The following is a 13136-nucleotide window of genomic DNA, read 5'->3' as shown; positions in this document are numbered from 1 at the left end:
CAAATCAAGTGATTTTTTTTGTGCGGATAGGTCTATATTTTTATCAAAAGTTTTTTATCAAATAAATTTGAAAAGAAAAAGGAAATGATTATCTATAACTTAAAAATAAAAGGAAAAGTAGGTCTAATTGAAGGAGAAATTCACACTCCAGAAAAAATAGCTGTAAAATTAAAAGATATTCAATCACTCTCAACCACCTTAGTAATTTTATGTCATCCACATCCTCAATATGGAGGTAATATGCTTAATAACGTGATAAATTCGCTATTTCATGAACTTCCAAAATATGGTTTAGCAACTGTACGATTTAATTTTCGCGGTGTGGGAAGATCTGAAGGAAAGTATGATGGAGGTTATGGAGAACAAGAAGATCTTAAATCTGTATGTGATTTTTTTTTAAAAAATAATTCAAAATTTAATTATAAACAAATTATTCTATGTGGTTATTCTTTTGGAGCCACTGTAGCAGGTGCAATTTTCGCTCAAGCACCAGAATATGTTGGTTATATCTCAATATCATATCCAATTACATTTATCACTGATTTCTTAGATTTGGTTAACGTAAAAAAGCCAAAATTCTTCATAATGGGGGATAAAGATGATTTCACTACAGTAAAAGATTTTATCTCTTTTTTTGAAAAGTTACCTGAACCAAAACAAAAACAAATTATTACTGGAATCAACCATTTTTGGATGAATGCAAAAGCAGAATCGCTATTGATTTCTGAAATAAAAAATTGGTTAATATCATTTATTTTTGAATAATGAACACATTAATTTCTTCTTTTGCTTCAAAAGAAATTTTATCAGGATTTCCATGATAATAATCACGAATATCAATTAAATCAGGATGATTTGGATAGAGTTCTTTAATTCTATCTATACCTTTCTTGTTAAACTCAAAAATAACTAATTTTCCATTTGGTTTTAACACTCTCATGCATTCATCAATGGCTTTATGAACTCTGGCGATATGATGAAATGTTGCCCATGCTGTAATTAAGTCAAATGAATTATCATCATAAGGCATGTTTTCTGCCTCAAATGGTTGAAAAGAAATTTGTTTTATTACACCGACTTTTTGGGCTGGTGTTCTCCAATCAGCCCATAAATCTTCAGATGGTTCCCCAGTTTTTACCATATATCCCAATAATGCAAGAATTATTGCCATCTTTCCTTCTCCAGTACCTATATCCAATATTTTTGCGCTAATAGGACAGTGAAGCGATTGAATTGTTGTCCATATTTCATCAGCATGAGATGCAAATTCCTTACCTAAAATCTTTTTTGCTTGTTCTAAATCCATTTCACTCAACATATGATTGTTCGAAATATTATTAGAGATAAAGAAGAGATTTTGCGTTATCTATTCCATATCATCAAATTCTTCTTATTAATATTTACGATTTTAGACTTTAAAAACATTTAAAAGTAAGGACATAAACGTTGATTTATTTAACTATCTTCTGAAAATAATACAATCCACACAACAAATTAATAAAACACTTCACCTTAATTTTAATTGTTAGTAAAAATAAACAAAAAAAGAATTAGGGAAGTAAAATACATGCGATTGCTTAAAGATCGATTTCAAAAAAGTATCAGTGGATCAGAAATTATAAGCGTCGCTTTTGAACCTCGACAAAAATTTATTGCCAGTTCGGCTTTTGAAGAGCCAGTTCAAGTTTTTCGCTACCCATATATGAAATTATTTAAGAAAATTATTCATAGGGAAAAATTACCCGAGATGAATCAAGAAAATGCTCTTATATACATGAAACAAACAGGAAAGATTGATGAGTCTCAACTTGATAAATTAGAAGCCATTCAAAATAATGAAATTAAAATTAAAGGGCGTATATTAACAGCAAATAAAATTCTTTTTACTCCAAATGGTCAATTTTTAGTAATCGGTTATTCAAATGGAGATTTATTAGTTTATAATACCCGATCGTGGAAGAAAGTCATGGAGAAAGAATTTAATTCCAAAATAATTGGTATGCGCTTTATAAAAAATGGAACAGAAATAATTATTAATCTGGCAAATTGGGAAATTTTATTTTTAAATCCTACTACTTGGGATGTTAAAGAGCATAAACAAATATCTACTCAAAATTTAGGTGAAATTTTAGTAAACGATAAAAAATCTATATTAAATCTCATTTCAGACCGAAAAAGACTACTTATTTTAAATTATAAAGATGAAAAAGAAATATTTCGCTTAAAAGCACATAATTCTGGAATAAATATGATTAAATTGTCGCCAGATCAGAAGATATTAGCTAGTTGTGGAAATGATGGAAAAATTTGTCTTTTCAATATTCAAACAGGTGAAATGATAGCTCACTTAATTGGACACACTGATGAAGTTCATGCCTTTGCTTTTTCACCCAAAGGAGATTATCTAATTTCAAGTTCAGAAGACTACACACTACGATTATGGGATGTCACTACATTTAAATGTGTGAAAGTCATGAAAAACATTGCTGCTGCGTATACAATGCAAGTGGTTGACCAATTTCTTGTCATGGGAAATGTTGAAGGCGGAATAATGGTTTTTAAATTGTTTTAGTCATTCTACGCAGATTTGAACTCTTTTTTATCTTATTAGTTGAATTTTTAAGTAATTTTAACGTTCTCTATATTTTCCATAATGATAAATAATCTTCTTTTCTCGTTCAAAATTCTGATAAAAAATAAAAAACTAAATTTTTAATTAACTTCATATAGTTAATCATAAAACAAGGATGATAAATATGGGAAAACAAAGAAAAAATAAAAAAGAAAATTCTGTTCAATCATCCAGATCAGAATTAATGCGACAAAAAGAAGAAGAGAAAATTGTAACAACAGAAGTAATATCCCATCCATCCTTAAAAGACTCTAATAAAATAAAAAAGTCGAAATCTTCATTAAATTTAAAAGACAAAAAAGAGAATAAAGAAAAGGATAATGAAAGAATAAATAAGGAAAAACCAAAAAAAAAATTAAGACATAAATCAAAATCCCAATTAAAGAATAATGAAACAATTTCTTCCCAAAGAAATTCAATGAAATCTTTGGAATCCATGTTTGAAATGATTGTAATTACTAATTCTAATTCATTTCATTTTAAAGAGAAATTGAAAGTAAAAATCATTCTAAACACGGTCGCAGAATACGTACCTCATGAAAAACTTCTTTTTAAACTCTATTATGTATCCAACCAAAATCAGCGATATTTATTAACATATGGATTAAAAAAAATGAATAAAGGTCTCAAATTGAAACAAACACTTCAATTTTCAGCAAGATACCCTCCCAGTCCGTTAATCCACTTTGAATTAGATCTTTTTCATCAAAATAAAAAGATCCGGACATTTTTCTCTGATGATTTCATTGTAAGTATGGCTAATGCTGAAAGGGCAGTCAAAATTCATGAAATAACTTTCTTCTCTACCGTTTTAATTCCAGAAAATCCATTTGTATTCTGGGTTCATACAAGTTCACCCCCTCTACCTGATGCAATTTCTCTTAAAGTTCATTTTACACTTCTCGATCACCGATTAGTTTTAGCAGATGAATCGTTTCCAGTTAAAATTGGGGGTCCAAATGCCAACCCAGGCAATATTCTAAAATATCCCTTTCAAGTCATGATGCCGCCTATGGAAAATAAGGATAAACGATTGAAAATTCTTATAGAAATCATCGAAGTTGAAAAAAATAAGGTAATATACTCTCAAAATAATACAATCCCTATGGAGATATCACTTACAGGATTTAGAATAGAACATATTGGATACAAACGCAATGTTCCCTTAGGGGAAATTGCCTATATGATGGGAGATATTCAAAATCGTTCCCAATATGCAATTAAAGGTAAAGCTCAATTCTACTTTTATACCCTTTCGGGAGATAAATTTTTGTGCTTTAATCGTAAATTCAAAATTCAAGAAAATCAATATGAAAAATTATCAGAAGACATCCCATTGTTAGAATTCCTAGGTGGAAAAGAATATTGGGTTGTATGCCTATTGAAATTTAAGGCAAATGGAATTAATTATAAAGTAGAAGCACTATCTGAACCACAATTAGCACATATCCCATCTCAAAAGATTTTTTTTGGAAAACTCCGAGCAAATTTACCCAAAGAACCACTTAAGATAAATTCAATTGTTCCTATTGGTATCGATGTACGTATCAGGGCAGAAAATCAATTTCATCCCGTTTATTGTGAAATTGTCGAAAATTATGAAAACTTAGATATCAGGCGAATACATCGTTTTAAAATTAAACATTTCGATGTAGATCATTCAAATTTCCATTGGAAAATTCCAGTACATTACGGAACCTATTTTTTACAAGTTCGTTTTATATACAATTATGTGCAAATAAATCCTGAAAATATTGAATCAAATACATTAGAATTCACAATTTTTCCATAATACATACTATATCCATATTTTTTTAAATACATTAAGATAGAGAATTAATTCAAAAAATGTAAATTTATCCGTATATAATACAACTTAACATGACTGATCCACAAGCACTGGGTTTTCACTATTTAATTGAGTTATATGAATGCAATTCAAAAAAAATTCAAGATAGTCCTTGGCTTGAAAAACTAATGAGTGAAACAGTTAAGAGAAGCAACTCTCATGAAATTGGGCGCGTTTTTCATCGTTTTTCCCCACACGGTGTCAGTGGAGTGGTTTTAATTGCAGAATCACATTTTTCAATTCATACGTGGCCAGAATACGGTTATGTAGCAATAGATTTATTTACTTGTTCCATAGATACAGATATCTCACTGGCATATAAATATTTAGTGGAACAATTGGAAGCAAAACGTCATTCTATCACAGAAATTAAGCGAGGTTTAAATCTTCAATTAATTTAATTATGTAATGAAGGGGTAAGGCGAGAAAATTATATTAAAGAGTTAGATTTTGCCTAAAACGGTCATATATACTACACTTTCTTGAATTCCATCAAGATTTAGTAATTTATTAACTTCATTATCGTAGAATGCACCAATTTGACAAGTTCCCCAACCCAATGAGACTGCCCCTAATGCAAGTTGAGCCGCAATATGGCCTACATCCATAAAAATATAACGGTAAGCACGCTCATGATATTTCCATTTCGATCGACTGAAAACTGCAGTCCACACAATCACTGCAGGAGATTTAGCAACCATTGTTTGATCTAATGTAGCAGAACTTAATTTTAAACCAAAATTACCTCTCTGAAGAAGTTCTAAGGCATGTTCTCGAATATTCCAATGATAGATTCCTGAATTGAGATCTGAAGATTTATTTATGAAAAGATATGTTTCGATAGGATAAAGAGCTCCAGCGCTAGGCGCTGTTCGATACTCAAATTTGGGAGTAATTTTAGATAAACCATTCGATAACCATAATAAATATCCTAAGAATTCCGCAGAAATAGGTTTTGAAGAAAATTTACGATAACTACGGCGATTTCTGATACAGTCATAAAGCGTGATCGTTGATTTTGAAGCGATTTCATTTGGTTTGGGTAAAAAAATCTGCTTTTTGCCAGAATATAGTTTATATCGGCTGGAATCATAAGGATATTGAATATTTGAATGTATTTTTGAATTTCGTATATATTTTGTTTGTTGAAAAAAAATATCTCCAATTTTCTGCATAAATGATGGTTTATTCTCTTCTATCATATTATTTCAACATTAATTAAGTATTTAGGTCTATAAAAGGGATACTAAAAATAGATATTTTTGCGAACGAATCCATTTTATCAAAAAAAAGTACATTTATTATTTCTAAAACCAAACTTTATTCAACGATGAGCGAAACAAAATGCAATCTGTCGAACAACCTAATTGAAGGATTTTTGTATGAAATACTAGATAATTGGATGGATTTTAACACGATCGAGAATCTATTATTTAAGCGTTTTGGTGAAAGCATCTGTGTTCCTTCAGATTTAACTAAACATGGTGAAAAACGCTATATTGCTAAACTTAAAAAAACCCTCAAACGTGGAATTATGAATAAAATTTATCTTTTTGATGAAACAACACAACGATATAAAAATAATGAATAATCTTTCTTAGAAATCGGAGTTTTTTACCTTATATCACATATTGTCTTGAACCTTTATGCTTCAAAATTTTCCAGAAAATCAAAATTTCAAAAAATTTAAAAAAATACAAGAAATTCAAAAATCCTAAAAAAGACTATATCCTACACTCAATCAAATTCACCTTACAGTAAATTTTAAGATATTTTCTACCGCAAAATGCCATATTTGTAATCGAACATTACAGATCTCTTTAGATCTGAATTTATTTTCAAAAAAAGATTTTTTCTCATTTCCTCACGTAATAATCCATGGAACTCACATACACGTTTTAATCGCTTATCTTGACTGAGAATTACAAGTACAGGCATAAGAATACTTTAATTCAATTCAAATTATTTATTTTATAAATCACCCATCAAAATGGGTTCATGTTGAATATATTTACCTAAGCGAAATATTTATGTTCTAACTCTCATTCAATTACACAACCTTTCCTCCATTTGGGTCCAGTTCTCAAGTCTTTTATTACCCCTAAGGAAAGCGAAGATTTACTAGAGGTTTGACACATGGGAGATTATAAAGTAATTATTGATTTTGATCTATGTACTGGTTGCGGGGAGTGCAATGCAGTTTGTCCTTCTGAGGTATACGATGAACCTGTAAATGGTAAAATTGTAGTTGCACGTGAAGACGATTGTGTTGGTTGTCAAGCTTGTGTTTCAGCTTGCCCAGAAGAAGCAATCACTATTGAAGACGCATAAAATTTAATGAAAGTCAGCAAATACGAATAAATTTGCTTTTTTTTACTTTTTTATAATTACTTTTCGCACAAAGTCTGCTTTTATATATACCATAATTTTATTAAAAAAGAAAGAAAAAGGAAAAAATTAGAGATCGGCTTTATCTGGAGGACATCCATATTGATCTCGTACTTTACAACGATCTCGGCTGGATGAACCTTCACAATCAGCGCATTCAACTTCTCGTAACATATTCAAAATTTCATTATCTGATCGAGGTTTTACATCGCTATCATCTGCGAGCATTTCATCATCCAATTCATCTAAATCTTCTTCGATGTATTCAGGGCCATCTTCTTCATCATCGAATTCATCTTCAGAAATTTTATTCTTTTTTGGTTTGGATTTTGCAGGAGATTTAGCTTTTGTAGGTTTTTTGCTTCTAGTTGTTTTTTTTCCTCTAGTAGTTTTTTTCACTTTAGTCGCTTTTTTAGCTTTCGGACGGGAAGTTTTCTTCTTAGCCATATGAAAAAGTATTTAAAAAGTCAAAAAAAGTTTTCGATTTTTACATAGAAATTACCGATAATCAGAAATAAACATACATATTCGAGGTTATTACACATTTCAGTTAATTTAGAATAATAATTTCCCAATTGGAATGAAAATAATAAATTAAAACTAAAATCAATCAAATAATTATTTTAAACTATAAAAAAAATAAGAGAATTAATTAATAAAAGCGTAATTTTTCTATTAAACATCCAAGTGAAGGACTTTCTGATTTCGATCCGCACCAGCAGAATATCCTCGGTCTTTTTTGAATTTTCGGCGTAGAGATTGAAAAACTAAATCTAAAGGAATATGCATGGGACAATTAGTTGTGCATCGACCACATTCTACGCATGTATCACCGACATGAGTAAAACGTGTAGTAATAAACATTACTGGATCCATAGTTTTTGCTTTGACTTGTGCTGTTAAATTGCAAACAACGCAAAAACAGACTGGACATGATTTAACACACATTCCACAACCTGTACATTTGGTTAATAAGGAGAATCTGTCTTCATTGCTTAAGAATTTATCTAAATCAGTTTCACGTTTAATTGAACAATTTTCTATTATATTTTGGGCAGTTTTTTCGTATTTTTCATTAGCTTTTCCATCAGCAGCTTTATTATCCCAATTTAGTTCTTTAATAATTTTCTTCGCCCGATCTGATTGAGGTGTTAACACATAAGATTCACAATTCTCGGGAACACCATAGGTGCCTAATAAAAAGTCTGCTAAAGGATGGCTTTTTTCAATACATCGAGAACAATTACTAGCTATATTAAATGTTTTTGATAGCAGTTCTTTTTTTATCGATCCATCAGAAAAAGTAAGAATAAATTCCTTTTCTGTTAATCTTTCGTTCACAATGGTTGATTCATCAATTTCTTCCTTTTTAAACCATTTTTTCAAAGTGGCATTTGGTATATATCCCAAATCATGAAATCCAATTAAAAACAAGTTTTCCCATTTTAATTGATTTTTCTTATCCAATTCCACCATGGCGCGAATATCACAAGCGCGAGCTACAACTGCCACTGTAGTATCGAGTGCTTTTTTGGAATGTAAAATGGTATTTGAAGCAGAATCAGTACGCGCATATCCATATGTAAGTAATTGACTTAATGGAAAATTCTCTAATTCATTTGGATCTGAAACAAATTCAGGAATAATTGCATAACGATTTCTCTTTTCTTTGCCTGATAGAACTTCAGACACGTATTTTTTATCGATTAAATGAGTAAGTAGCTGAGTAAAATCAGCTTTGGTTATGATATATCGTGTGAGGGACATTATATTGTTAATCTCCACATTGGTTAAATAAATGTGAAATTGCTAATTATAAGAAGATCAATGTGAGATGAATTATGAATGTTTGTGTATGGTGAAGGAACTCATATTCCATGATAAATATTTGTTGTGCAAAACATTGCCACAACGAAAGAAAAATGAAAAAAGAATTTTTGTCGATGTTTTTTGAGAAAAATAGTAGCTAAAAAATCGTAATTTCAAGGTGATTTTTAATAAATAAAATGAAAGCACCTAGTTCTATAAAAATTATTTTAGAAATTGATTTGAAAGAATAAATTGTCTACCTTTTTTAGGATTAACAAGGTAATTTTATTAATGGTTCAACTTTTAGGAACTCCAGATAAAACAGCAACAGTTGGAGAGAAAAAGATATTTAAACTCCTTCAAATGATCTTTTCGACAAATGATTCCGTTTATCTTTATACAGAGCCATATTTTAAAGGTTTACGGCCGGATTATGTATTAATTGGGGATTCAATAGGAGCAATAATAGTAGAAATTAAAGATTATTTAGAATCTAGTTTGATCTCAACCCCAAAGGCAGAACCATGGAAACTATTAAAAAATAGGAGCGATGAACAAAAAATAATACCAAATCCCTACGATCAACTTTATAAATACTGGAAAGTTGCCCAAAATGCAATTAATGGTTGTGAATTTCCAAATAATATTCAAATTCCAATTCATCGGATCTTGATTTTTACAAATATATCGAAATCTTCAGAAATCGGTATAATTATCAGCAAAACACATCAAAAACAAGTTCAAATCGGCTTTAAAGAAGATATTCATAATAGTAAGACATTTACAACCTTTTTTCTTAATTTTTCTTCATTTAGTAGTCATTTTAATTTTTCAACAAAACATATCAAATTATTAAGAGCCAACCTATTTCCAATAGCTCGTCTACCTTCTTTACACCAGAAAAAGCTTTTTGAATTTTTATCAGTTAAAGAAAAAATCCATTTATTAGATTTAAAACAGGAAAAATTTGCCCGAGAGTTAGGTTCTGGCCATCGCTTATTATTTGGAGTAGCGGGGAGTGGAAAGACAGTTGTATTAATTGCAAGAGCCCGTGTGTTAGCATTACGCCATACTGATTGGCGTATATTGGTGATTTGCTATAATCGACTTCTTCAGAAAGTTCTTTATCAGACAATTATTCCACAAGATTTTCAAGCTCAAATATTTGTAGAATCGTTTCACAAATGGGCTCAATCTATAATATTGAGTGAAGATTCTCCTGAAAACACAGCGTATCAAGAAATTTTAAGAAAAATTGAAACACAAGATCAAAAATCAGTGTTTTTTGGGGAGATTGTTCCAAAATTACTTAAGCAAACCTTAATACGGCAAAAAACCAATAATCAAAAAATAACAAGAACAAAATTCCAGTATGACGCTATTTTAATAGATGAAGCTCAAGATTTCGAAAAAGAATGGCTAGAAAGCATAATGTTAACACTTAATCCAGAGTCAAATTCTCTTTTCATTGCATGCGATGGATTACAGGGAATATATGCAAGAAAGAAATTCTATTGGAGCGATGTTGGAATTCAGGCGCGGGGAAGGGTAAAAAAGCTTACAAAATCTTATAGAAATCCCCAAGAAGTCGGAATTTGTGCTAAAAAAGTGCTTCCATCTTCTTTTATTGATTTAATTAAAACAGATGAAGCATGTTTAGAGACAGAAGTATATGGATTTATTAAAGGTATTGTAGAAATTTATCCATGTAATACCAGAAAAGAAGAATATACCTTAATTTCAGATATAATTTCACAAATCCAGAATTTTAATCACTTTTCAAAATCAACTGTTATTTTAAATCTACAAAATCTTTCTAAACATCAATATAATCATCCAATTATTGATATATTTAATGAAAAGAATATACACTGGATACCTACGAAAAGATGGAATGGTTCCCGGGAGCAAGTTCTTTTAATTACCCCATATACTGCTAAAGGTTTAGAATTTGACATAGTTATTATTCCTGAAGTTGATAAATATGATACTCGTGAAAAACGTCAATTATTATATGTAGGTATTACAAGATCGACTCAACGAGTGATATTTACAGGAAAGAAAGGAAGTCCAATTGTAACCTTTCTAGAGGATATAATTAAGAATATTTATTCTATATAAATAGATTAAAATGCAATTTCCCAAATTTCAAGTTTATTTTCATTGACAATATGGCTTGTTTTTGTAGATCGGATAAAATTTTTCTGCTTAAGGTACAATATTAATGAATCATTCTCCATGGATCTGCGTAAAAGAAATTGATTTTTTCCAAGTTTTGGATTGAAATTATTCACAGATAATTGAGCAAAAGGTTCACCATCTTCCGTAATCAATCTCACATTTAAATGACCATTTGTTGTGTGGGAAATATTCCAAAATAAATATTCAGATTGAAAGAAAATAGGTTCAATTTCTAAATTATGGAATTTTTCCATTAGGATTTGTGATTGAGTCATATAATTATATTCATTCATACCTTTAAAAACTGCAAAAAAAAGTAGAAAATCAAATATAAAACGAAAATGTAGAAAAAATAAAAGATTAAAGAAAAAAAATATTAGAAGAAAAAACTGAAAAATTAAAGAAGAAAAAACCGAAAAATTAAAGAAGAAAAAACAAAAAAAAGAAGATCACAATTTTTATGCAGATGCTGGTTGAAATCCAATGTCCCATCGAAAAACAGGGTTACCTTCTTTATCTGTTCCAATTTCAGTTTTTAAGAAAGTAGCTTCGACCAACATCCCAATATGATAAGTACTTGGATCACTTTCATCAATCCCTACCAATTGACCTGAGATTGATGGGCCTTCTTCCATTTTTACAACTGCAAAGACATAAGGATGTTTTCTATCATAACCTTTCTTTGTCATAACTTTAGCACCGACATATATGGCAGTAAAAGTCTGTATGATCCCTTTTCCAGAAAATTCCATCCATTCTGATTCAGCTAAACATTTAGAACATAAACGACGAGGTGGTAAATCAATATTTCCACATTTTGGGCATTTTGCGCCCATTATTTTCTTTTCACGTAAATATTCAAAGTATTGTTGAACTGTTATCATAGGTGTTGTTGACATTTTGATACCTCCCTAAATTTTCTCCTTAGTGATAAGACTCACCACAGCAGTAGCTCCAGAACCACCAAGATTATGGGTCATTCCTACTTTTAGCAGTTTTTTCACTTGGCGTTCTCCTTCTGCATAACCTCGCATTTGTTTGAAAATTTCAACAATCTGTCCTGCCCCAGTAGCTCCAACTGGATGACCTTTGGTTTTTAGTCCACCACTTGTATTAACTGGCAATTTTCCATTTCTTTTGGTTTCTCCACGCTCAATTGCTTTAGCAGCTTCACCTGGGGCATAAAATCCAAGATCTTCTAAAGCAATTAATTCAGCAATAGTGAAACAATCATGAACTTCAACAATATCAACATCTTTAGGAGATAATCCACTCATAGAATATGCTTGTTGTACAGCAGCTTTAGTTGCACGCAAAGATGTTATTATTCCATCTTTTCGGTCATGCAAACTTAAAGAATCACTTCCCTGACCAATTCCACTAATCCATAAAGGATTATCAGTAAAATCGTATGCTCTTTCTTCTGATGCTAAAAAGAGCATAGCTGCACCATCTGTGATTAAACTACAATCGTATAATCGCAAAGGTGAAGCAATTAAAGGATTTTTTGATGATTCTAAAAATTCAAATTCATCTCTCCATGTTGGTTCAGGCTGTCCTTTTTGAATTGCTCGTTTGCGGTATTTTTCCATTACTTCAGGAATTGTGCTTTGAACTTGAGCAAAGGGATTATGTTTGCCATTTTCATAATCTTTAATCGCAATACGCATCAAATCTTTAGAAGTAGTACCGTATTTATGAAAATGAGCATTAGCAATTGCAGCGTATAAACCAGGAAAAGTAGCTCCCGCATAATATTCATAAGTTGTATCAGCAGCAGCAGCCAGTGCCCCAGTTACACCTTCAGTGTTTAATTCATGCATTTGTTCTACTCCACCTACGCATACTACATCATTTACACCTGATGCTATGCTCATAACCCCTTGTCGAAACGCAATCCCTGAGCTTGCACAAGCCCCTTCAAACCTTGATGCAGGTTTGGGATTTAACCCAATTAAATTGGCCATTTGAGGTGCCATATGTCCTTGATGATTAAATAAATCGGCTGTAAAATTTCCGAGAAATAATTCATCAATGTCTTGTGGTTTAATTCCTTTATCGGTTAGTTTTAAGGCTTCAAGCCATGCTTCTTGCCATAGATCGATACTTCGTAATTTAGGATAATGAACACCAAAATGACTCATTCCTGCACCGACTATAGCAACTCGACGATTTAATTTTCCCATTAATCAAGTTCACCTATTTGCACTTATGTAAGTAAAGTGCCATATAGAGCATAAAATTTTTTTAAGTTACATGCTCAAATATGTCAAGTAT

At 30.7% G+C, this 13136-nt stretch carries 14 protein-coding genes; 7 read left to right on the top strand and 7 right to left on the bottom strand.

The annotated features are described in order from the left end of the window. Positions 1–84 precede the first annotated feature (84 nt). Positions 85–765 carry an alpha/beta hydrolase gene (locus ACXLDF_RS13935; protein ID WP_457559150.1) on the top strand — a complete coding sequence of 227 codons (681 nt, stop codon included), beginning with the start codon at positions 85–87 and terminating at the stop codon, positions 763–765. Here the strand turns inward: ACXLDF_RS13935 and ACXLDF_RS13930 are convergent. Then, positions 752–1318, bottom strand: coding sequence for a class I SAM-dependent methyltransferase (locus tag ACXLDF_RS13930; protein ID WP_457559149.1), 567 nt, complete (start codon positions 1316–1318; stop codon positions 752–754). The two genes, ACXLDF_RS13935 and ACXLDF_RS13930, sit on opposite strands and share 14 nt — an antisense overlap. Positions 1319–1567: 249 nt before the next feature. On the opposite strand from ACXLDF_RS13930, the gene ACXLDF_RS13925 reads away from it, so the two are divergent. The 3 genes from ACXLDF_RS13925 (at position 1568) to speD (ending at position 4882) form a co-directional block, all read left to right on the top strand. Next, positions 1568–2572, top strand: a complete 1005-nt coding sequence (locus ACXLDF_RS13925; RefSeq protein ID WP_457559148.1) for a WD40 repeat domain-containing protein — start codon at positions 1568–1570, stop codon at positions 2570–2572. A 184-nt stretch (positions 2573–2756) separates the two neighbouring features. Beyond that, positions 2757–4424, top strand: coding sequence for a hypothetical protein (locus ACXLDF_RS13920; RefSeq protein WP_457559147.1), 1668 nt, complete (start codon positions 2757–2759; stop codon positions 4422–4424). An 89-nt stretch (positions 4425–4513) separates the two neighbouring features. Then, entirely contained in the window at positions 4514–4882 is a 369-nt protein-coding gene (speD, locus tag ACXLDF_RS13915; protein WP_457559146.1) for an adenosylmethionine decarboxylase, read from the top strand. A gap of 42 nt (positions 4883–4924) precedes the next feature. On the opposite strand, the gene ACXLDF_RS13910 is transcribed toward speD, so the two are convergent. Further along, entirely contained in the window at positions 4925–5683 is a 759-nt protein-coding gene (locus ACXLDF_RS13910) for a SagB/ThcOx family dehydrogenase (protein ID WP_457559145.1), read from the bottom strand. A gap of 128 nt (positions 5684–5811) precedes the next feature. Between ACXLDF_RS13910 and ACXLDF_RS13905 the strand changes: the two genes are divergently transcribed. Further along, positions 5812–6072, top strand: a complete 261-nt coding sequence (locus tag ACXLDF_RS13905; RefSeq protein WP_457559144.1) for a hypothetical protein — start codon at positions 5812–5814, stop codon at positions 6070–6072. A 545-nt stretch (positions 6073–6617) separates the two neighbouring features. Beyond that, positions 6618–6812 (top strand): 4Fe-4S dicluster domain-containing protein, encoded by a 195-nt coding sequence (locus ACXLDF_RS13900; protein ID WP_457559143.1) that lies wholly within the window; start codon positions 6618–6620, stop codon positions 6810–6812. 126 nt (positions 6813–6938) lie between these two features. Here the strand turns inward: ACXLDF_RS13900 and ACXLDF_RS13895 are convergent, their stop codons facing one another. Continuing rightward, positions 6939–7316, bottom strand: coding sequence for a hypothetical protein (locus ACXLDF_RS13895; protein WP_457559142.1), 378 nt, complete (start codon positions 7314–7316; stop codon positions 6939–6941). Positions 7317–7544: 228 nt separating this feature from the next. Beyond that, the gene (locus ACXLDF_RS13890; protein WP_457559141.1) at positions 7545–8636 is read right to left on the bottom strand and encodes a Coenzyme F420 hydrogenase/dehydrogenase, beta subunit C-terminal domain; all 1092 of its coding nucleotides are present in this window, start codon (positions 8634–8636) and stop codon (positions 7545–7547) included. A 333-nt stretch (positions 8637–8969) separates the two neighbouring features. Here ACXLDF_RS13890 and ACXLDF_RS13885 point away from each other — a divergent pair, with 333 nt between their 5' ends. Beyond that, a complete protein-coding gene (locus tag ACXLDF_RS13885) occupies positions 8970–10799 on the top strand; it encodes a nuclease-related domain-containing DEAD/DEAH box helicase (protein WP_457559140.1) in 1830 nt (609 codons plus the stop codon). A 5-nt stretch (positions 10800–10804) separates the two neighbouring features. Here ACXLDF_RS13885 and ACXLDF_RS13880 read toward each other — a convergent pair whose 3' ends face one another. The 3 genes from ACXLDF_RS13880 to ACXLDF_RS13870 all read right to left on the bottom strand — a co-directional run bounded on the left by ACXLDF_RS13880 (position 10805) and on the right by ACXLDF_RS13870 (position 13045). Then, a complete protein-coding gene (locus ACXLDF_RS13880) occupies positions 10805–11134 on the bottom strand; it encodes a hypothetical protein (RefSeq protein WP_457559139.1) in 330 nt (109 codons plus the stop codon). Positions 11135–11317: 183 nt separating this feature from the next. Continuing rightward, entirely contained in the window at positions 11318–11758 is a 441-nt protein-coding gene (locus ACXLDF_RS13875) for a Zn-ribbon domain-containing OB-fold protein (RefSeq protein WP_457559138.1), read from the bottom strand. 12 nt (positions 11759–11770) lie between these two features. Further along, positions 11771–13045: a thiolase C-terminal domain-containing protein gene (locus ACXLDF_RS13870; RefSeq protein WP_457559137.1), complete on the bottom strand. Its 1275-nt coding sequence runs from the start codon at positions 13043–13045 to the stop codon at positions 11771–11773. Positions 13046–13136: the final 91 nt, after the last annotated feature.

This window comes from Candidatus Harpocratesius sp., from assembly GCF_054039255.1.
This window is presented reverse-complemented; position numbering and strand designations above follow the sequence as displayed.

What these genes read in the sequence shown, in the direction of transcription:
- ACXLDF_RS13930 (WP_457559149.1), bottom strand. Translation starts at nt 1,318, where the DNA reads ATGTTGAGTGAAATGGATTTAGAACAAGCAAAAAAGATTTTAGGTAAG.
- ACXLDF_RS13905 (WP_457559144.1), top strand. Translation starts at nt 5,812, where the DNA reads ATGAGCGAAACAAAATGCAATCTGTCGAACAACCTAATTGAAGGATTT.
- ACXLDF_RS13910 (WP_457559145.1), bottom strand. Translation starts at nt 5,683, where the DNA reads ATGATAGAAGAGAATAAACCATCATTTATGCAGAAAATTGGAGATATT.
- ACXLDF_RS13890 (WP_457559141.1), bottom strand. Translation starts at nt 8,636, where the DNA reads ATGTCCCTCACACGATATATCATAACCAAAGCTGATTTTACTCAGCTA.
- ACXLDF_RS13925 (WP_457559148.1), top strand. Translation starts at nt 1,568, where the DNA reads ATGCGATTGCTTAAAGATCGATTTCAAAAAAGTATCAGTGGATCAGAA.
- ACXLDF_RS13875 (WP_457559138.1), bottom strand. Translation starts at nt 11,758, where the DNA reads ATGTCAACAACACCTATGATAACAGTTCAACAATACTTTGAATATTTA.
- ACXLDF_RS13885 (WP_457559140.1), top strand. Translation starts at nt 8,970, where the DNA reads ATGGTTCAACTTTTAGGAACTCCAGATAAAACAGCAACAGTTGGAGAG.
- ACXLDF_RS13880 (WP_457559139.1), bottom strand. Translation starts at nt 11,134, where the DNA reads ATGACTCAATCACAAATCCTAATGGAAAAATTCCATAATTTAGAAATT.
- ACXLDF_RS13920 (WP_457559147.1), top strand. Translation starts at nt 2,757, where the DNA reads ATGGGAAAACAAAGAAAAAATAAAAAAGAAAATTCTGTTCAATCATCC.
- ACXLDF_RS13870 (WP_457559137.1), bottom strand. Translation starts at nt 13,045, where the DNA reads ATGGGAAAATTAAATCGTCGAGTTGCTATAGTCGGTGCAGGAATGAGT.
- speD (WP_457559146.1), top strand. Translation starts at nt 4,514, where the DNA reads ATGACTGATCCACAAGCACTGGGTTTTCACTATTTAATTGAGTTATAT.
- ACXLDF_RS13895 (WP_457559142.1), bottom strand. Translation starts at nt 7,316, where the DNA reads ATGGCTAAGAAGAAAACTTCCCGTCCGAAAGCTAAAAAAGCGACTAAA.
- ACXLDF_RS13935 (WP_457559150.1), top strand. Translation starts at nt 85, where the DNA reads ATGATTATCTATAACTTAAAAATAAAAGGAAAAGTAGGTCTAATTGAA.
- ACXLDF_RS13900 (WP_457559143.1), top strand. Translation starts at nt 6,618, where the DNA reads ATGGGAGATTATAAAGTAATTATTGATTTTGATCTATGTACTGGTTGC.